We start from the raw sequence: 18,267 nt of genomic DNA, 5'->3' as shown, positions 1-18,267 counted from the left end.
TCCCCACTCCCCACTCCCCACTCCCCCTCACCAGTGCGGTTTTCTGCATCCCGTATTCGCTGAACATCCAGCCTCTGGTCGACGGCGGAAACGTCGCTACCAACCCACGAAATCCCCCCCTGCAGAACCGGCCTTCGATTACGGTGGTGAAACGGACCCTGCCTGCCCCCCTTTAGACTTGCTCTTAGCGGCATTTTGTCTCACATTTTCACCTCTGTCGCTAAGAACGCGTCTTTCCACTCCCTAGTGGGCATCTAGAATTAATGATTAGCCACCACCATCGGTGAGTGGTCCATGTATGCGGACGCAAACCGCCTGTCCCTTTGCTATCAGCGAAGCCTTCGATATGTAGAGATCACTATCTCTTTGGAGGTTTGGCTTCGCTTTGCCGAATCACCCTTATTTCGTTTACCGAGCCGACGTCGATTTCCCGAACGAGAAACACCCATCTCTATTCGGAAATGCAAAGCACCGGTTCACTGTTCTTCCTTTTAATTTTTTTTGGAGTCTCTTATGTCCGTTCCAAAACGCACAGGCTTTACGCTTGTGGAACTGCTGGTGGTCATCGCGATCATTGGCGTGCTCGTCGGTCTTTTGCTGCCTGCCGTCCAAGCGGCACGCGAAGCGGCTCGCCGCATGAGCTGCAGCAACAATTTCAAACAAATTGGCTTGGGGATCCATAATTATCACTCGGCCTATAACCAATTGCCCACCCACGGGACCGGAACGAACAACCGTTCCGGCGGCACCCCCGACGCCACCAGCGCGGCTCAGGTACCGACTTCGAACAACCGGCTGGAATTGAGCTGGCTTGTCGGACTGATGCCATTCATCGAACAACAAGCGTTGTGGGAACAGATCAGCAATCCGCTGCAGGATCCGATCACCGGCGCAATCTTTCCGGCAATGGGCCCAAGTCCGCGCCGATGGGCGGGTGAACAAGCGATTGCCCGTTACGAGCCATGGGCAACTGAGGTAGCTTCGCTGCGATGCCCAAGCGATCCTGGCGTCGGATTGCCCGCGGCGGCTCGCACGAATTACGTCGCCTGTGTTGGCGATTCGGTGTTCCGACCCGCCGGACCGCTTAGTGACAGCGGCACGTCCAGTTCGGCGACGTTCGAAGAATCGCGAGCAGCAAACCGAGGTGTCTTTGTTCCGCGAGCCAAAATGGGTTTCCGCGATATCTTGGACGGCCTGGCCAATACGATCGCCGCAGGGGAGTGCAATACCGATCTGGGTGACAACGATGTGACCACACGTGCGGCGAAGTCAACTGGTACGAATCCTGGATTCGCCGGCGGTGCCCAAGCGTGTGATGCCCACATCGACCCTCAGCGCCCCCAGTTTTGGAGCGCGTCCGCTACGTTCTCGGATCACGCAGGTGGCGGAACAGAATCGGAGCAACGTCGCGGTTATAAGTGGTTCATGATGCGAACGCTGTGGGGACACATGCATACCATCAGTCCGCCGAACAGTCCCTTGTGTATGAACAACAACAATTTCAACACGGGACTCTGCCCACCGAGCAGTCGCCATCAAGGCGGATGCCATGTGTTGATGGCCGACGGTGCGGTAAAGTTTGTCACCGAATCGATCGAAGCCGGCAATCAGACCAGCGCCAACGTTGGCAACGTCTCGGGCTCGCTGCCCCCAGGATCGCAAAGTCCTTATGGGCTATGGGGTGCCTTGGGAACACGTGCTGCGAAAGAAACCAATTCGTCGATTCCCTAACGGTCTCGTTTAAAACGCAAATCATATTGTTCCGATCCATTCTTCCCCCACCTATCACAGGATGATTTATTGTGAGTACGTTTAAACTCTTTAGTCTTCTAATCGCTGCGAGCGCGATGGGATTCACCCTCGGCTGTGGCTCGGACTCTTCGACGTCCCAGACACCCCAAGGTGAGTTTGAAGAATTTTCCAACGAGAACCCGGCACCACCGACGGTCCCGGTTCCCGAAGAATAGTCCGCAGCGTCGACTGCATTTGGTTCACCATTGCTTGTCCCGGAGCCTTCGCTCCGCGGACAAGCATGTTCGCTTGCGGGCACGTATTGCCACCGGAGCAAACGTCCCTTTCAGCCCACCTTGATTTTGGCTTGGCTGCAAGCCTGCCGTGATTGACGGCCTTCTTCGTTGCGCCCCGGCTGGTTCGCACAGGCGAATTCTCGCCACCGTCCCACGTCTCACTTCCGCCTTTTCAGCGGACACTCCGGCGATACGGTTCACCGACGGGCACTGGTTATCGAGCATCGCTGCTGTTAGACTGAGAAAAAGTTAGCCGCAGCTAATTAGCGAAGATTGCGTTGATCGTTGTGAGTTTGCGGCTGCGTCGATCTTGGAGCCTGAACTGCCGTGAAACGTTTCCTTTCTCTCGCTTTACTGCTGTTTGCGGCGACTTTTGGCTGCGATAGCTCTAGTGATACCTCCTCGCCAACCGACGTGAATCGTGCCACCAAGACAGTGGATCCAGATTCGCCGATCGCGGTCACGGCGACGGTGGGGATGGTGGCCGATCTTGTTCGCACCGTCGGCGGGGACCGCGTCAACGTGTCGCAGATCTGTGGTTCCGGCGTCGACCCCCATCTATACAAAGCGACGCGTGACGACGTGGTCACGATGATGGAAGCGGACATGATTTTCTATTCGGGATTGATGCTCGAAGGCAAAATGACCGACACGCTGATCAAGATGGCTCGAGAAAAACCGGTGGTGGCGGTCACCGAAGCGATCGATCAAACCGCGCTGCTTGAACCGGACGATTTCGCCGGGCACTACGATCCTCACGTTTGGATGGATGTTTCAGCATGGGCGAAGTGTGTCACCGTGATCGCTGACGAATTGTCCGCGATCGATCCACCCTCAGCGGCTGCGTATCGCGAACGAGCAGAGAAACTACGTGAGCAACTGGCCGAACTGGATGCTTATGGCAAACGAGTGATTGCGACGATTCCCAAGGACAGCCGCATCCTGGTGACTTCACACGACGCATTCAATTACTTTGGTCGCGCGTATGATTTGGAAGTGATCGGAGTGCAAGGCATCTCGACGGAATCCGAAGCCGGGCTGCAACAGATCAATGAACTGGTTGATTTGTTAGTCAACAAAAAAGTGAAATCGGTGTTCGTCGAAAGTAGCGTGCCGCGAAAGAGCATCGATTCGTTAGTCGAAGGGGCACAATCGCGAGGTCACGAGGTCAGCGTCGGTGAGAAAGAATTGTTCAGCGACGCAATGGGAGCGACGGGAACCTACGAGGGCACCTACATCGGAATGCTGGACCACAACATGACCGTGGTGGCACGCGGATTGGGTGGCGAGGCCCCCGAGAAAGGTTTTCAAGGTAAACTGAGCCCATGAGCCAAGCCGCAGCCACACCGAAACCAGGAAGTCCCCAAACCTCGATTGCATTGTCGGTCGATGATTTGACGGTCGCCTATCACCGCAAACCGGTGATTTGGGATGTGGGTTTTGATTTGCCCGCTGGCTCGCTGATCGGTGTGGTCGGCCCCAATGGCGCGGGCAAAAGCACGCTGTTAAAAGCGGTCATGGATTTGGTGCCGATCGCGTCGGGCCGCGTGAAAGTTTTCGGTGATACCTACCGTCGCAATCGAAACCGCGTTGGCTATGTTCCGCAGCGAGAAAGTGTCGACTGGGATTTCCCGGTTGATGCACTCGATGTCGTCGCGATGGGGCTGTACAGCAAGATAGGATGGTGTTTGCCGGTTCGCAAGAAACATCGCGAAGCCGCGATGGAAGCGCTTGACCGCGTCGGAATCGCGGATCTCGCCCGCCGCCAAATCAGTCAATTATCCGGTGGCCAACAACAGCGAACGTTTCTAGCACGAGCTCTCGTACAGGACGCCGACCTATATCTGATGGACGAACCGTTCGCCGCGGTCGACGCGTCTACTGAAAAAGCGATTGTCGAGATCCTTCGTGAATTAAAATCATCGGGCAAAACGGCGGTCGTGATTCATCATGACTTGCAAACGGTACCCGAATATTTCGATTACGTGGTGCTGCTGAACATGCGAGTCGTAGCCCACGGAGCGATCCAAGACACATTTACCCCAGAGAATCTAAACAAGACCTATGGGGGACGATTAACGTTATTGGACGAAGTCAGCGAGGCGATGCGACGTCGGGAGCGATCGCTGTGAATCGGATCGTGTTGTTCTTGCTGCTCGCTTGCGTCCCCGCACTCGCGGCACCGACACAAACGTCTGCCCAATCGATCACCGATCGACGTATTGAGTGGCCCAGTGGCGAACAGTGGCGAAGAGTCGTGTTGCTCGAGGACTACAACACTCGCGTCGTAATCTTCGGTGTCGCCGTGTTGGGAGTGGCCGCCGGATTGGTTGGCAGCTTCACGCTGTTGCGAAAACGTGCCCTGCTTGGCGATGCCCTCTCGCACGCCAGTTTGCCGGGGATCGCAATGGCGTTTGTAATTGCCACCGTGATGGGAATGGACGGGAAATCGTTGCCAATTTTATTGTTCGGCGCAACCGTTTCTGGATTGCTTGGCGTTGGATTAGTCGTGGTGATCCAGCGTCAAACACGATTAAAGGAAGACGCAGGACTGGGGATCGCACTAAGTGTCTTTTTTGGTGCTGGAATGGCATTGCTGAGCGTTGTTCAGCAAATGGACAAAGGAAGTGCCGCGGGGCTGGAGAGCTTTATCTATGGCAAAACGGCGTCCATGAACGCCTACGATGCAAAACTGATCGCCGCCGCTTCGTGTTTTGCGACTCTCGGATGCTTGATGCTGTTCAAGGAATTCAAGCTGCTCTGTTTTGACGAGAACTTTGCTGGTTCTCGTGGCATGCCGGTGGTGTTGTTGGACTTGACATTGATGGCGTTAGTGGTGCTTGTAACGATCGTGGGGTTACAGGCGGTGGGCTTGATTCTGATGGTCGCCTTGATGGTCATCCCCGCGGCGGCGGGACGGTTTTGGAGCGAAAAGATGTGGGCGGTCGCTTGGCTAGCCGCTCTGCTTGGTGGCATTGGCGGCGTTATCGGTGCCGCGTCCAGTGCATTGTTCCCACGTCTGCCCTCGGGCGCGATGATCGTGCTGACCTGTACGGTGTTGTTTTTGTTCAGCATGATGTTCGGAACCGCCCGTGGCGTATTGATACGAATGTTGCGACGACATCGTCTAAATCGCCGTGTGCGAAAACAGCATTTACTGCGTGGGATCTACGAATTGCTCGAGTCGAAACCGGCGATCGAGCAAGCCAAACGCAATATGACCGTGCCGATTGAGGAACTGCTTTCGATTCGCAGTTGGTCCAGCACCCAGTTGCGACGCACGATTGCACAAGCGGAAAGCGACCAATACCTAGTACAACGCGACGGCTCAGTTCGTTTGACTCAAGCTGGTTACGCCGAAGCCGCTCGCTTGACGCGGCAGCACCGATTGTGGGAACTGTACCTGATCACGTATGCAGAAGTGGCGCCCGGCCGAGTCGATCGTGATGCGGACGACATTGAACATGTCCTCGAGCCCGAGTTGGTTGATGAACTCGAGGCATTACTTGATCAAGAGCCCTTGCAGATTCCCGTACCCGCAAGTCCTCATGGCGTGATTCACGAGGCATCCGATTCACAGGGGCTGCGTCCATGAATTGGAACTGGCAAATCGACGGCTGGATCGTAGCAGCGGGAATGTTGTGCGCGGTCGCATCGGCACTGCTAGGAAACTTCTTGGTGCTGCGTCGGCTGAGCATGCTAGGGGATGCGGTTTCGCATGCCATTTTGCCAGGCTTGGCGGTCGCCTTTTTTGTCAGCAACAGCCGCAGCAGTTTGCCGATGTTCCTGGGCGCCGTAATCGTTGGCATTTTGACCGCTTTGTTTACCGAATGGATTCGCGGCGTGGGCAAAGTCGATGAAGGGGCGTCGATGGGTGTCGTTTTCACATCGCTGTTCGCGTTGGGATTGGTCATGATTGTCCAGGCGGCGGATCGTGTTGATTTGGACGCCGGCTGTGTGCTGTATGGTGCGATCGAAGCCACACCGCTGGATCGCATTGAGCTGTTTGGATTCGACATTCCGCGAGCGGTCTCAGTACTGCTTGGCGTGACGATCATCAATTTATTGTTCGTCATCATCTTCTTCAAAGAACTCAAACTCAGCTCGTTTGATCCTTCGCTGGCGACATCGATGGGTTTTTCGGCGACGGTGATGCACTATGCCTTGATGGTGCTAGTGGCCGTGACGGCAGTCGCAAGCTTTGAAAGCGTCGGCAACATCTTGGTCGTTGCGATGTTCATTGTCCCCCCAGCCACCGCAAACTTATTGACCGATCGACTCGCCATCATGATCGTGTTGTCCAGTATCCTTGCGGCAATCGGCGCGGCCAGCGGGCACGTCGCCGCCGTGGTCGTCCCTACCTGGTTTGGTTATCACAGCACGACCACTGCGAGCATGATGGCAGTGATGGTCGGCGTGTTTTTCATCATCGCGTTGTTGTTTGCACCACGCCAAGGATTAATCGTTCGCTGGGTTCGCAACCGTGCGTTGTCATTACAAATTTTGAGTGACGACATCGTTGCGTATTTATACCGGCAACAAGAACGATCCGATTCGGTCAACACTCCACAGTCGGCCAACGAGCGCGAGCTGAGCGAAGAACTGTTCGCCAAACAATGGCAACTACGCATGGCGTTGCTGACGCTGTGGCGACGTAACGAATTGGCGCACGACGACAACGGCTACTGTTTAACCGACAACGGCCGGCAACACGCCAGAGAACTTGTCCGCTCGCATCGGTTGTGGGAGCAATACTTGGTTTCCGAGGCAAGCCTGGACGCCACACGCATTCACGACAAGGCCGAGCGGCTCGAGCACTTTACCGACCGCCAATTGCGAGACCAATTGTGTGACGCCACCGAATCGCCGTCGCGAGACCCACACGGCAGCGAAATCCCGCCTGAAAAAGACTGAAATGTTGTGGATTGGCGAGCTGGCTGTTTTGTTCGCGTCGCAAAACGCATGATTCCCACGCTAGAATGCATAGCATTGTCTGCGACGACCAGCACGCTTCCCGCTCTCCCCAACCAAAACCCAACGAGAAACATGATGCGGAACCTCCCCCTTGCTCTGCCTCACGCGGCTATGCGTCCCTTCGCGGCAGTGCGAACGGTTGCCTTGGCCATTGGAATGCTAGTCGCGATTGTCGATGTTGCCCCCGTCGCGGCAGCGGACGGTTCGACGCGTCCTGCGAATATCGTCTTCATCATTGCCGATGACTGTACGTTTCGCGATATCGGTTGCTACGGAGGACAAGCCCACACACCCAATATCGATCGGTTGGCCCAGTCGGGAATGAAGTTCAATCGATGCTTCCAAGCCGCTCCGATGTGTTCGCCGACGCGGCACAACTTGTACACCGGACTGTATCCGGTGAAATCGGGCGCCTATCCGAACCACACCTTCGCCCAAGACGGAACCGAGAGCATCGTTCACTATCTAAAGCCGCTCGGCTATCGCGTGGCGCTCTCGGGAAAGCGGCACGTTGGCCCCAATGAAGTGTTCCCGTTTGAGTACAGCGGCAAGGGCAATCCCGACATGCAACAAATCGACCAACTGTTCGCGGAATGCAAAGAATCCAAGACTCCGTTTTGTCTTTTCGCTTGCTCCAACGAACCTCACTCGCCCTGGAACAAAGGGGATGCATCACGCTATCCGCCAGCAAAAATCAAATTGCCACCCTACATCGTCGACACACCGATGGTCCGTGAAACCTTCGCGAAATACCTTGCCGAAATCACCTACTTTGATGACCAAGTGGGCCAAATTTTGGACCGACTCGACAAACATCAATTGCAAGACGATACGTTGGTGATGGTCGTCTCGGAACAGGGCAACTCGTTTCCGTTTGCAAAATGGACGTGTTACAGCAACGGGTTGCAGTCCGCGATGATCGTTCGTTGGCCGGGCAAAGTACAAGCGGGCAGCACGACCGATGCGATGGTGGAATATGTCGACGTCACCCCCACCTTTCTTGATGTTGCCGGCACCACTTCGCCTCCGAAGTTGGATGGCAAAAGTTTTGTTCCGGTGTTGACGGGCAAAACGGACCAGCACAAATCATTCAGCTACGGGCTGATGACCACACGCGGTATCATCAACGGCAGCGACGCGTACGCGATCCGAACCGTGCGAGGCCAACAATATCGTTTGATTTGGAATCTGAATCACGAAACCAAATTCACCAATGCGTGCACTCAGGCCCCCTATTTTCAGTCGATGGTCGAGGCGGCCAAGGCCGGCAACAGTAACGCACACGAATTGGTGAATCGCTACTACTATCGTCCAGAATTAGAGCTGTATGACTGCAATGCTGATCCGCTGGAAATGAACAATTTGGCAGAAAATCCCGAGTACGCCAGCGTCATCAAAGAATTGAAAAGCAACCTCGATCAATGGATGGCGTCGCAAGGCGATGAGGGAATCGAGACCGAATACGACGCGATTTTGCACCAAAATGCCTACAAAAACATGACACGAGAAGAGGCACGCGAGGCATGGAAAACAAAAAACACGAAGAAAGCAAAACAACAGGGCGGTAGCGGCAAGAAACGCAAGGCGAAGAAGTCTGCAGGGGGGAGTAGAGGAGATTAAGAGTAAGATTAGGATTAAGAGTAAGAATTAAAAGGCGGGAAAGTTCCGGCCGAAACACTTGGCGTGTTTTCGCTACCTCCATCTTCTGACATCGCTCTGAACGAGGATTTGATAGGCTTTTGACAACTCAATCGATAGATACCAGCGAAAAGCTGGACCAGATAAAAAACGAAATCGCGAATCATGTTGTCGGGCAGCAGCCTCTGATCGACCGGCTGATGTTGGCACTGCTATGCAATGGACATGTGCTATTGGAAGGCGTGCCGGGGATCGCCAAAACACTGACAGTCAATTGTTTGGCCAAGGCGATCGACGCGGACTTTAGCCGCATCCAGTTCACTCCCGATTTGCTGCCAGGTGATTTGACGGGGACGCTGGTCTACGATCCGCGGAACCACGTGTTTACCCCCGAGAAGGGACCTGTGTTCGCCAACTTGCTATTGGCCGATGAAATCAACCGGGCGCCGGCTAAGGTGCAATCGGCACTGCTCGAAGCGATGCAGGAAAAACAAAGTCACGCTGGGCAAAGAGACCTTTGATCTGCCGTCGCCATTTCTTGTCTTGGCGACTCAAAATCCGATCGAGCAAGAGGGGACTTACGCTCTGCCGGAGGCCCAGGTCGATCGCTTCATGTTCAAGTTAAAAGTGGGCTATCCCAGCATGGACGAAGAACTCGTGATCATGCAGCGGATGGCAAAAACCCAATCCGAAGTGAACATCCAACCGGTGTTATCGCTCGACGAACTGATGCAGATGCGAAGCACGCTCGACGCGACGTTTTTAGATGAAAAAATTGAACGATACATCATTCGGTTGGTCGATTGCACACGCCATCCGGCGAAGTACGGACTCGATATCGAGCGTTACGTGCGATTCGGAGCGTCGCCGCGTGCATCGATCTATCTGTCGCTTGCCGCACGTGGCAACGCGATGATGCAGCGGCGAGATTACACCGTGCCTCAAGATGTGAAGGATGTTGCCCACGATGTTTTGCGGCATCGGTTGGCGATCTCGTATCGGGCGGAAGCCGAGTCGATCACATCGGATGACTTGCTGGACCAAATGCTCTCGACGGTGCCGGTTGTCGAGTCATGATCCCCGATTCGCTATCCGATACTGACGCTCAACTTTCGCTGCTAGAACTGAAATGCCGTCGTCCGGTCGAACATCTGTTGGCGGGCGAATATCACTCGGTTTTCCGCGGCCAAGGAATTGAATTCGAGGATGTCCGGCGTTATCAGCCCGGCGACGATGTGCGATCGATGGATTGGAAGGTCACCGCCCGCACCGGTGAACCGCACATCAAACGCTACATCGAACAGCGAGAGCAGTTCTTGTATTTGCTGGTCGATGTTTCGGCGTCGATGATCCAGTCGACCGGCGGACGCAAACGTGCGTTGAGCACGGAATTGTGTGCACTGCTAACGATGGCGGCGGTGCGGAACAACGACCGTGTTAGCTTGATCCTGTTTACCGACCGTGTCGAAATGGTGATTCCGCCTGGTAAAGGCCGCTCGCATGCGCTGCGAATCATGGACACGTTGCTGCATTTTGCCCCCGCAGGTCGAGAAACCGCATTCGAGGCGGTATTGAGCCGCTTTGGACACATGGCACGGAAACACTCGGTGGTGTTTGTGATTTCCGATTTCCTGGCGTCCGACTATCTTGACGAACTGCGTGCGTTGGCGGGTCGCCATGACCTGAACGCCGTCAATATCCTTGATACACAAACGCGACTCGCCGCATCCAGCGAACTGGTTCACATGGAAGACACCGAGACGGGGGCGCAGCGGTACGTCGACTTGAAGTGCAAGAATCGGGAAAGCGACGAGCACCCTATCGCACTACAAGAACAGATGCTGCAGAGCGGTATCGGATTGATGGAGATTGGCGTCGACGAAGACTGTGTGATGGCACTGGCCAGCTATTTCCAGTCACGGCATCGACGTGTTGCTGACGAGACGGGTGGCTAAATGTTGCGCTGCGTTACACGTTTCGTTTTGCCGTTCGTTTTTGTGACGATGTTTGTAGCCGTTGCGAACTCCGCCGAGGTTACTTCCACAGCGGGAAGCGAACTGAGCCCGAACGCCTTTGGTATCACGGTTCGGTTTGTCCCCGATCATGCTGGACCGGGTGACGTCGTGCAGTTGCGGGCAGAGATGGACCGAGACACGTGGGGGCAATTCGAGTTGCATGTCCCAGCGAACCCAGACATGCATGCCATCACCGTGGAAGAGTTGCCTCTGCAATACAAAAACGGGCGTTATCAACAGCAGCAAAGTTTGGTGTTCCAACCCAAGCGTTCTGGTTCGCTACGGATTTCCGGAGCGACGATCGACGTCGTGAGCTCGCGCGGCCGCCAAACAGTCACAGTCCCCGATCTGACGCTTGCCATCAAGCCATTTGAAAGCACCGATACCGCCACGACGCCTGTGCCGCTGCCGTCCCCTGAACCTGTACGATCCCCTCAGTCACCGAGCCGATTAGCCGTCCCTCTGTGCATCGGATTGGTACTTGCGATAGCGATCTTTCTTGTTTCCAGAAACTATCGGAACCAAACACGCGCGACGTCACAGCCCACAACGCAGCCACCGCCCTCCGACGACCTTGTTGATTTGCTGAAGTCGGGCCAGACGTCGCGTCAAGATTTAGAACAGTTGCTGAACGATCCCAACTTTGTAGTATCGGCCACCGAGCGTGAGGTGATCGAACGAGCGGTTTACGCTGAAAATTGCGATACAACGCAATTGGCCAACCTATTGCAACAGCAGGAGACGCGATGAGTTTCGCCTATCCTTGGCTGCTGCTGTTGCTGCCGGTTCCGGTCGTGTTGGCATGGCGAACACGATTTGCGCGCTCCAGTTTGCCGGTTCCTTCGCTGAAACTTTGGCAACATACCGACCGTGGCCGTGCTCGGTATTTGTGGCTGCTGCCGCTGCTGCGGGTCGTCTCGCTGATGCTCTTAATCACAGCACTGGCGCGACCGCAAGCGGGAAGCACTCATACGGCCCAAGTATCCGAAGGAATTGCGATTGAACTATTGGTCGACGTCAGCAGCAGCATGGACATGAGCATCCAACTGCCGGACAAAAAACAGAACAGCCGCATGGAGGTCGCCAAGGAATTGGTAGAACGATTCATCGCAGGCGACGGCGAGGAATTGCAGGGACGCGAGGGCGATCTGCTAGGTCTGATCACGTTTGCGAGATACGCCGACACACGCAGCCCGTTGACGTTTGGTCACGAAGCCTTGCTGCAATTAGTCCGCGACCTCGAAATTCAACAGCGGCCCAACGAAGACGGCACGGCGTACGGAGACGCATTGGCGATCGCAGCGGCACGACTGCGACAACTGGATGATCCCGAGGTTCGCGAGCGACGATCGTTCGAAAGTGAAATCTCGAGTCGCGTGATCATTCTGCTCACTGACGGAGAAAACAATTCGGGGCAACATCTGCCGGTCGAAGCCGCGGGGTTGGCCAAAGAGTGGGGTTGCCGCGTTTATTGCATTAGTTTGGGGGACCATGCAGCACCGTCGTCGTCCGCACCGCTTGCAGATCCACCGCTATCCGAAGCCGAACGCGTGCTGGAACATATTAGCCGCGAAACGGGTGGCATCTTCCGCACCGCCCATGACTTCGAGTCGTTGTTAGCGGTGTATTCCGAGGTGGATCAAATGGAGCGGTCCCGCATCGTGACACGCCAATACACGCGAATTGCCGAGCGGTTCTGGTTACCCTTGGCCGCGTCGCTATTGATGTTGATCACTGCTCTTGTGCTTGAAACCACGTGGTTACGGACGGTGCCATGACCTTCTTTACCTTTCAAAACCCGAGCATGCTTTTGCTGTTGGCGTTGTTGTTACCGATTGCTTGGTTACTTCGCCGTGCGCGTCACCGCCGAAAAAGCGTTATCGAAGCGATGGGTGGCGATCTCAGCCAGAGATCGATTTGGCGTGACCGACTTTGCTTGGCGGCGACTTTGTTGCTGATCCTAGCGCTGGCACGTCCGGGGATGTCGCCGCAACGACATTCGGTGTCCAAGAGTGGTCGTGACGTGGTGTTTGTGCTCGATGTCTCGCAGAGCATGCTGGCCGAGGACGCGTACCCATCGCGATTGGATGCTGCCAAGGACGCGATTCGTGACGCGCTGGACCACTTGCATTCCGAACGAGTGGCCTTGGTCGTGTACGCAGGCAGTGCCAACATCCTTTGCCCGCTGACGTTCGATTATGATTTTGTGCGTTACGTGTTGGACCAAGCTACACCGCGGACCGTCGATTTCGGCGGCACCACATTGTTATCAGCCACCGAAAAGTGTGCCGACAGCATCTTTACCGAGCAGCGGAAGGGGATGCAAGACTTGATCGTCCTGACCGATGGCGAAGAACACGGTTCGCACAGTCAGCGGATTGCCAAACTGCTGAACGATCACGCCACGGGGTTGCTATTGGTCGGTATCGGCGACACAACGGCGGGTTCACGAATTCCCATCACCGACGATGAGGGAGTGACCGAATACTTGAAACACGACGGACAATTTGTCACGACGCGATTGAATGAGAGCGGACTGCGAGAGCTTGCTCGTTTGGCGAGCGGCGCCACCTACGTCTCCGCAGGAACCTCGGCATTTGATTTGGCCGGTCTGTATTGGCAATACGCCAGCGAGAAACCAATTTCCGATGTCGGTGGAACCGACACCTACGTCACCTACCGCGAGCTCGGCTTTCCATTGATGGGACTTGCACTAGCGATGCTGCTAATGGCCCAGTGGAAGCGTCGGTTGCATGGTCGCAAACGAACACGATTGACGGCGCAGGCGAATGCCACATTGTTCTTCATTGCCGCCGGCGGCATTGCACCGACGTCTCCGGTATTGGCCGAGGAAACCGGTATCGCGGCGCAGTTTGCCGAAGCCGTAGAACTACAAACCGCAGGACGCACAGCCGATGCATTGGAAATCTATGATGCGATTGAATCGGGCATGGTGGCCGGAGAGATTTCCGCGCCGCAAACGGCCGTGCTGCGTTTCAACCAAGGGCTGTGCTACCTAGATCTAGCCGCAGCGGACGCGGATGCAGAGCCGAGGGCCGCGTTGTCGGGGGCAGAGCAGGCCCAAATGTGTTTTTTGGATGCATGTCGGATGTCGCCCGACCTCGCACGGGCAAGGATGCGGCTGGATCCGACCGCAAACTGGATCACCGAATTGCATCAGCGAATCGAACAAGAGGATCAGCGACAGCAGGAACTACAACAACAGCTGCAAAATCTGATTGATCTGCTTCGCGAATTGCAACAAAAACAAGCCAAACTTCGCCAGGACGTTCCCGATCGACCGAACAGCCAAAACCCAAGACGTCGCAATCAAGCGAGCCCGCAAGTGGAGCCGGAAACCGCAACTGCGGATGCCAAAAAATTCTCGCAACAGCAACGCCAATTGCATCAGGAAGGAGTCGCGATCGAAGCCGCCATGCAGACACTCGACCAAACAATGACACAATCTGTCACGCCCGAGGATACACAGTCGCTGAGCGTGCTGGAGGAACCAGTGCACCTGATGAAACAAGCGATCACGGCACAAGAGATGGCGGCTGAAAAACTACAGCAGTGGAGCGGTTGGCCCGGTGCTCGCGACCAACAACAGATCGCCATTCGCAAGATCCAAGAGATTCTGGATCTATTAGCCAACGACAGCTCCGAAGATTCGGACGAAGGCGACTGGGATGACGAAGAGTCTTACGAAGACATGATGGAATCAAGCGAGTCCGACGAAGCGATGATGTCGTCGATGCAGGGCGAAGGCGATTTCGCCAGTGGCGGAGAAATGCAACCGCTGCCGGTTCCCAACTATTCGGTCGACGACATTTTGATGCAAGAGCAAGGCAGTTTGCAATTTCGCCAACAACAGCGAGCCAAGAGCAACCAAGGCAAAGTGGAGAAAGATTGGTGAGCCATCGATGGCATTTCGGAACGTTGGGGATGTTAGGCATCGCTTTGGCTCTCGCCGCTGCGAACGGTGTTTGCGCGCAGTCAAGCGATGAAGATCTCGATGGTCAGAAACCGGAAACCGAGACCGAACGCGAAATCGTCGAAGTTCCGATCAAGCTAAAAGAGCAGTCCTGGTTTACCGACGTGGTTGCAACGGCGGTGATCCAATTCCCCGAAGCCGTGGAGCAACCGGAATTATTGCCGCCCGATGACAAGGATGTTTCATTTGTCGGGTTGGAGCTGAATGCATCGTCGATCTCAAATCTTCGCCAACCACAAGCGGTTGTTCGATTCGTCCCGCAACATCCGGGGCTGTCGTTATTTCCATCGCTCGAATTTCGTTCGGCAACCCATCTTTACCGTACTCCGCCCACGCAGTTCCTGGTCAGCGTTCCTCAGCCGAGTTCAGACATGACGTTTGAATTTCGACCACAGAAAACAACGGTTTATGTGGGGGAACCGTTGCAAGTGGACGTCACTTGGTCGAGCCAGGAAGCGACCAACCGATTTCGCTCACTGAAATGTTACCCAGAAATCTTTCGAAACAACGACGCCGAGATCGTGATTCCTCGCTGCACAGCTCCCGAAGAACAGCAGATGGGAATGCCGTTTGGCGGCCGGCGAATCATTGTTCCACGCGTCCCACCGGAGGACAAACCGAACTCGTTTGGTACCGTCCAGTTCCCATTATTCATTCGTTTCCATGAACCCAACACGGTCAAAATCGGTCCCACGCGTCTGGAGTGTGCCCTATTGAAAGGATCCGAAGGTCCGTTCGCTCCTTATGCCGCCTACTACAACAATGGATTGTTCGAGCCATTTTCGGCGTTGACATCTTACGAGCGTGTGTACGCCGAGTCCGAGGAAACGCCGGTCAGTGTGCTTCCATTGCCAGCAGAAAATCGTTCGGAATGGTTTAGCGGGTTGTTCACTCCATGTAAGATCGATGTCACAGCGGCAACCGATGAGATCACGGTGGGCCAAGTTCTACAAGTCGACGTGCGTGTGCATAGCGACGCGCTGCACGGCATGCTCGAGCTTCCGCCGTTGTCGCTGCAGCGGAGTCTGCGGGGACGGTTTCATGTCGCTAGCGAAATGGGTCGGACTTGGCATCCCGATGGAACCAGTTTCCGAATCCGCGTGCGTCCATTGACAACGAACATCACGGCATTTCCATCGTTGCGAATTCAAGTCTTTGACGCAGACGCGGGCGAATATCATTTCATCCAGACCGCAGCGGTTCCTTTAAAAGTGCTTCCGGACGATGGCCGTGACTATTTCGAAGTACGAACGCTCGTCGCTGAGCGAACACTGACCGACCAACCCGAAGGGGTTTGGCACAACGCACAACCAGGCATCATGAGTCCATTTTTGAATCAGACAATTGGGATTTTGGCAGACTATTTTTGGCTATGGATGACCGGTATCACCCTCTTGTTTGCCTTTCTTGTGCCATGGGTCCGCGAGCGACGGCGTCGTGCAATCCATCCGGTTTACCGGAGTCAGGTAGCCGCCTATCAAGAATTGCTTCGGCAACCTGAGGGCAGCCTGCAAAAGTGGGAAGCCTTTCTGCGATTTTTGGCTACGGGATTCTCGCTGCCACCGAACGCTTGGACGATCCAAGACACCCGGAATCGCTTGCCCGCGATCGAGCTTTCACAAACCGACATCGACTTGATCGCGGAAACCCATGCCATCGCGGACAAGTCCGATTTTTCGACGCAAAAATCAACCGCCTCGATCCCTGAACTCAACGGAGTGGCAACTCGTTTGTTTGCAAAACTCCGCCGGCTTTCTGTTTTCGCAGTGATTGTCTTTTGCGTGATTCCGGTGACCGCTGTCGCATCCGAGTGGAGCGAAGCGGAGGTGCTTTTCGAGCAAGCCATCCACTCAGGGCCTGGATTGCCAGAAACAGAATCGCTGTTCAAGCAAGCGGCGCTGAAGTTCGAGAGCGCCGCCGGCGTCCCCGAGCAACGGGGACACGCCTGGTACAACGCCGGTAACGCATGGTTCAAAGCGGGCGAGCTAGGCCGAGCAATCGCGTGTTATCGTCAAGCACAGGTCTACCGACCGTTTGACGACAAGGTCCGCGAAAACTTGAAAGCCACAAGAGCTCTAACGGTCGATGCCATCGAAGACGTCCGCGCAGACCGTTTCTTGCGTTGGCCGCTGCGTTGGATTTGTGCAGCGATAGTCCTTAGCTGGACATTGTTTCTGAGCCTGTTACTGGTGCATCTTCGCTACCGCACACGCGTAACGATGGAGGTGATGATGTTGTCGGCATTGACCGTAACCGTCATGGCAGCCGACGCGGTCTACGCACGTGTCCAATCAGGCCGCGAAGGCGTGGTGATCGTCGGCGAAACGTTTGGCCGCAAAGGCCCGGCGTATTCCTATGACGCTGCGTTTTTCAAGCCGCTGCATGATGGCGTCGAGTTCGATGTGAAAACGCAACGAGAAGATTGGTTAAACATCGAACTGGCCGACGGACGCGAGTGCTGGGTCCCCGCCGAGCAAACCCGCTTGATTTTCAACGAGCGGTAAGAAGGCGGGAATTTTTTGAGCCGTGGGCCGTAAGGCACCGGGTCGTGTGAGTCGACGAATGGATTGTCGCGGAGCGACATTTTTCGATAAAATCGACTACTCCCGCAACCGCGTCTTCGGCCCAAAGGGCCATCCGTTTGCCTAGCCCAGGCCAGCGGCCTGGGAATGGTCGTAATTTACTTCCATAGGGCCAAAGGCCCGGCCGTTTGCATCGCTAATCCAGGGTTTGCCCAATGCCGCAATCACTTTCCCAAGTTTGGATTCACCTTGTTTTCTCGACCAAAGAACGTCGCCCGTTTCTAAAGGACGAACCGTTCCGCGAAGAAATGTTTCGCATGCTATCCCACCACGTCAAAGAATCAAAATGCGTGAATGCTTCCGTGGGAGGACACATCGACCATGTTCATCTTCTAATTGGGCTTTCCAGAACAATCAGTATCGCGAAACTTGTCGAGAACATCAAAACCGAAACATCCAAATGGGCGAAAACCACCGTGGGGGGGACTTCACTATTTTCTTGGCAATCCGGCTATGGTGTTTTTTCAGTCAGCCATTCCAAGCGTGGTGAGGTTGACGAATACATACGCAACCAACACCAACATCACGACAAGTTGTCGTTCCAGGATGAGTTTCGGACCATTTGTATACGGCATGATATCGAAATCGACGAACGATATGTGTGGGATTGAGGCGTACAAACGGCCGGGCCGTTGGCCCTACCTAAATTTCCTGGAGGATTCCCAGGCCGTTGGCCTGGGCTAGGCAAACTGTTGGGCCTTTGGCCCGAAGACACGTCGATTATTTGCCGGACGCTTACTCTCTCCCCTTGCCCCGACGCATTCTTTTGGCCTTTTCTTCCCATGGCGTATGTCGGTCAAAGATCACGCCGTAATCTTGATAGCGGTGGTAGGGCACCGCGTCTTGCTTCCACGCTTCCACGGCCTGGTCATACCCGGCCTGCATTGATTTGAGTGCCTCGCTGTACTCGGGGTTCTTGGCCAAGTTGACCAATTCGAGCGGGTCTTTTCGAGTGTGGTACAGTTCCTCCGTTGGCGAGAACCCGTCTCCGGCGTAACCCCAGTACACATACTTCATGTCTTTAGTCACAACAGAAA

At 55.1% G+C, this 18,267-nt stretch carries 14 protein-coding genes and 1 pseudogene; 14 read left to right on the top strand and 1 reads right to left on the bottom strand.

Annotation, left to right across the window (positions count from 1 at the left end; translation table 11 throughout):
- Positions 1 to 513 precede the first annotated feature (513 nt).
- From RMSM_RS14010 to tnpA, 14 genes are all read left to right on the top strand, one after another.
- Positions 514 to 1,731 carry a DUF1559 domain-containing protein gene (locus tag RMSM_RS14010; RefSeq protein ID WP_008697093.1) on the top strand — a complete coding sequence of 406 codons (1,218 nt, stop codon included), beginning with the start codon at positions 514 to 516 and terminating at the stop codon, positions 1,729 to 1,731.
- Between the two features lie 623 nt (positions 1,732 to 2,354).
- A complete protein-coding gene (locus RMSM_RS14005; protein WP_008697091.1) occupies positions 2,355 to 3,356 on the top strand; it encodes a metal ABC transporter solute-binding protein, Zn/Mn family in 1,002 nt (333 codons plus the stop codon).
- Entirely contained in the window at positions 3,353 to 4,159 is an 807-nt protein-coding gene (locus RMSM_RS14000; protein WP_008697089.1) for a metal ABC transporter ATP-binding protein, read from the top strand. Before RMSM_RS14005 ends, RMSM_RS14000 begins: the two co-directional genes overlap by 4 nt.
- Positions 4,156 to 5,622, top strand: a complete 1,467-nt coding sequence (locus RMSM_RS13995; protein ID WP_008697088.1) for a metal ABC transporter permease — start codon at positions 4,156 to 4,158, stop codon at positions 5,620 to 5,622. Before RMSM_RS14000 ends, RMSM_RS13995 begins: the two co-directional genes overlap by 4 nt.
- Entirely contained in the window at positions 5,619 to 6,941 is a 1,323-nt protein-coding gene (locus RMSM_RS13990; protein ID WP_008697086.1) for a metal ABC transporter permease, read from the top strand. Before RMSM_RS13995 ends, RMSM_RS13990 begins: the two co-directional genes overlap by 4 nt.
- Positions 6,942 to 7,076: 135 nt before the next feature.
- Complete coding sequence (locus RMSM_RS13985) at positions 7,077 to 8,621, top strand: sulfatase family protein (protein ID WP_236622130.1); 1,545 nt, start codon at positions 7,077 to 7,079, stop codon at positions 8,619 to 8,621.
- A 119-nt stretch (positions 8,622 to 8,740) separates the two neighbouring features.
- Positions 8,741 to 9,160 (top strand): AAA family ATPase, encoded by a 420-nt coding sequence (locus RMSM_RS42570; protein WP_008697083.1) that lies wholly within the window; start codon positions 8,741 to 8,743, stop codon positions 9,158 to 9,160.
- Positions 9,161 to 9,182: 22 nt separating this feature from the next.
- Positions 9,183 to 9,716 carry an AAA family ATPase gene (locus RMSM_RS42565; RefSeq protein WP_008697082.1) on the top strand — a complete coding sequence of 178 codons (534 nt, stop codon included), beginning with the start codon at positions 9,183 to 9,185 and terminating at the stop codon, positions 9,714 to 9,716.
- Entirely contained in the window at positions 9,713 to 10,594 is an 882-nt protein-coding gene (locus RMSM_RS13975; protein ID WP_008697080.1) for a DUF58 domain-containing protein, read from the top strand. The genes RMSM_RS42565 and RMSM_RS13975 overlap by 4 nt, the downstream gene beginning before the upstream one ends.
- A gap of 48 nt (positions 10,595 to 10,642) precedes the next feature.
- Positions 10,643 to 11,404 carry a hypothetical protein gene (locus RMSM_RS13970; RefSeq protein ID WP_144057633.1) on the top strand — a complete coding sequence of 254 codons (762 nt, stop codon included), beginning with the start codon at positions 10,643 to 10,645 and terminating at the stop codon, positions 11,402 to 11,404.
- Complete coding sequence (locus tag RMSM_RS13965) at positions 11,401 to 12,432, top strand: vWA domain-containing protein (RefSeq protein WP_008697076.1); 1,032 nt, start codon at positions 11,401 to 11,403, stop codon at positions 12,430 to 12,432. The genes RMSM_RS13970 and RMSM_RS13965 overlap by 4 nt, the downstream gene beginning before the upstream one ends.
- Complete coding sequence (locus RMSM_RS13960; RefSeq protein WP_008697075.1) at positions 12,429 to 14,570, top strand: vWA domain-containing protein; 2,142 nt, start codon at positions 12,429 to 12,431, stop codon at positions 14,568 to 14,570. Before RMSM_RS13965 ends, RMSM_RS13960 begins: the two co-directional genes overlap by 4 nt.
- Positions 14,567 to 17,152 carry a tetratricopeptide repeat protein gene (locus RMSM_RS13955; protein ID WP_008697073.1) on the top strand — a complete coding sequence of 862 codons (2,586 nt, stop codon included), beginning with the start codon at positions 14,567 to 14,569 and terminating at the stop codon, positions 17,150 to 17,152. The genes RMSM_RS13960 and RMSM_RS13955 overlap by 4 nt, the downstream gene beginning before the upstream one ends.
- 233 nt (positions 17,153 to 17,385) lie before the next feature.
- The gene (gene tnpA / locus RMSM_RS13950; RefSeq protein WP_008697072.1) at positions 17,386 to 17,841 is read left to right on the top strand and encodes an IS200/IS605 family transposase; all 456 of its coding nucleotides are present in this window, start codon (positions 17,386 to 17,388) and stop codon (positions 17,839 to 17,841) included.
- 124 nt (positions 17,842 to 17,965) lie between these two features.
- Here the strand turns inward: tnpA and RMSM_RS13945 are convergent.
- A pseudogene (locus tag RMSM_RS13945) lies at positions 17,966 to 18,267 on the bottom strand (acetylglucosamine-6-sulfatase); the annotation flags it as partial.

The sequence above is a fragment of the Rhodopirellula maiorica SM1 genome, assembly GCF_000346295.1.
Lineage (GTDB): Bacteria > Planctomycetota > Planctomycetia > Pirellulales > Pirellulaceae > Novipirellula > Novipirellula maiorica.
The sequence above is the reverse complement of the archived record's forward strand: the minus strand, read 5'-3'. Positions and strand labels throughout refer to the sequence as shown.

Excerpts from the sequence above, each read along its gene's own strand:
- RMSM_RS13960 (WP_008697075.1), top strand. The coding sequence starts at position 12,429 with ATGACCTTCTTTACCTTTCAAAACCCGAGCATGCTTTTGCTGTTGGCG.
- RMSM_RS13975 (WP_008697080.1), top strand. The coding sequence starts at position 9,713 with ATGATCCCCGATTCGCTATCCGATACTGACGCTCAACTTTCGCTGCTA.
- RMSM_RS13985 (WP_236622130.1), top strand. The coding sequence starts at position 7,077 with ATGCGGAACCTCCCCCTTGCTCTGCCTCACGCGGCTATGCGTCCCTTC.
- RMSM_RS13990 (WP_008697086.1), top strand. The coding sequence starts at position 5,619 with ATGAATTGGAACTGGCAAATCGACGGCTGGATCGTAGCAGCGGGAATG.
- RMSM_RS14010 (WP_008697093.1), top strand. The coding sequence starts at position 514 with ATGTCCGTTCCAAAACGCACAGGCTTTACGCTTGTGGAACTGCTGGTG.
- RMSM_RS14000 (WP_008697089.1), top strand. The coding sequence starts at position 3,353 with ATGAGCCAAGCCGCAGCCACACCGAAACCAGGAAGTCCCCAAACCTCG.
- RMSM_RS13965 (WP_008697076.1), top strand. The coding sequence starts at position 11,401 with ATGAGTTTCGCCTATCCTTGGCTGCTGCTGTTGCTGCCGGTTCCGGTC.
- tnpA (WP_008697072.1), top strand. The coding sequence starts at position 17,386 with ATGCCGCAATCACTTTCCCAAGTTTGGATTCACCTTGTTTTCTCGACC.
- RMSM_RS13970 (WP_144057633.1), top strand. The coding sequence starts at position 10,643 with ATGTTTGTAGCCGTTGCGAACTCCGCCGAGGTTACTTCCACAGCGGGA.